The sequence below is a fragment of the Endozoicomonas sp. SESOKO3 genome (assembly GCF_024606255.1).
In genome coordinates this window covers 1-1,412 of sequence record NZ_JAHHPR010000023.1, presented here as the reverse complement: position 1 = coordinate 1,412, position 1,412 = coordinate 1, and the positions used below count along the sequence as shown (strand labels likewise).

Below are 1,412 nucleotides of genomic sequence, written 5' to 3'. Positions count from 1 at the left end.
CTGCAACCGGTTTTTCCATTGCATTAATAATATAAGGCTTCACAGACTCCAGTTTTTTGATGAAGTCTTCTGCATCCACCACCAGGTCACGCTCAATCGGGAAGTTGGCCAGTGGCTCTACCTTGATGGTGCTTTTGTAATCCCTCAGGAAGGTCTCACAGCCCAGCTTGGGCGTGCCATTAATGACCATGCCGCAGCTTCCGCAAACAGCCATCCGGCAAGACCAGCGATAGGCCAGAGAAGAGTCCAGTTCGTCCTTGATGTACTCAAGGGCATCCAGCACAGACCACTCTTCAAGAAAAGGAACCTCAAATCTACCGTAGCCGGGCTTCTCATCGCTTTCCGGGTTGTACCTCAGAATTTCGATGTTGATTGTCTTTTTACTCATTTACAGCCCTCCCGTCACTTTGCATCCGGCACCGCAGCACCCTTCTCAGCCGCTGCACCGTAAACACGCTCTTCTGGCTGATAACGAGTAATATTGACATCCTGATAGTCCAAACGGGGAGCTGAGTCACCGTTATAATATGCCAGAGTATGTTTCAGGAAGTTCTCGTCGTCACGATTGTCAAAACCATCAATTCGCTGATGAGCACCACGGGATTCCCTTCGATTCAGCGCTCCTACTGCAATGGTTTCAGCAACAGCCAGGGAGCTTTGCAGTTCAAAAGCCTGCAAGAGTTCAGTGTTAAAAACCTTGCTGCGGTCTTCAACCTGTAAATTACGAAAGCGCTCACGAAGCTCTGCAATCTTATCGACCCCTTCCTGCATCTCTTCGCCAATTCGGAAGATACCAAAGCAACGCTCCATAGTTTTCACCATCTCTTGACGAATGTGAGAAGCTTTTTCAGTGCCCTTCGCATTGCGCAGATTTTCGATGCTGGAGAGATGCATTTTCGCCTGATCCAACAGCTTTTTCTCATCAGGCATCACAGCCTGCTGAGCAAACCCGGCCGCTTTATCACCGGCCATTGCACCGAATACCACCGTTTCCGCCAGGGAATTTGAGCCCAAACGATTAGCACCGTGCATGCCAATGCTGGCGCATTCACCGGCAGCGTAGAGGCCTGGAATATCGGCCGCACAGTTGATATCGGTACGGATCCCCCCCATGGTGTAGTGAACCGCAGGACGAACCGGAACAGCCTGATGAACAGGATCAACACCTACATAGTTTTTAGCCAGTGAGCAGATCAGGGGCAGGCGCTCCATCAATTTCTTTTCACCCAGATGGCGAAGATCCAGCAGCACAGCATCACCAAGAGGAGTTTCAATGGTGTTGCCCTTACGCTGCTCATTCCAGAAAGCCTGGGAGAGCTTGTCACGCGGGCCCAGTTCCATGTATTTGTTCCTTGGCTGGCCCACCGGTGGTTCTGGTCGTGTATTCCGCTTCAATACCAATGGCGCCATTG

General features: G+C 51.0%; 2 protein-coding genes. Both read right to left on the bottom strand.

Annotation, left to right across the window (positions count from 1 at the left end; translation table 11 throughout):
* Positions 1 to 388 (bottom strand): 2Fe-2S iron-sulfur cluster-binding protein (locus KDK18_RS00330; protein ID WP_257252379.1); only part of this gene is annotated, 388 nt, incomplete at its 3' end.
* A gap of 14 nt (positions 389 to 402) precedes the next feature.
* On the bottom strand, positions 403 to 1,341 hold the full coding sequence (locus KDK18_RS00325) for an FAD-binding protein (protein WP_257252378.1): 939 nt from the start codon (positions 1,339 to 1,341) through the stop codon (positions 403 to 405).
* Positions 1,342 to 1,412 lie beyond the last annotated feature (71 nt).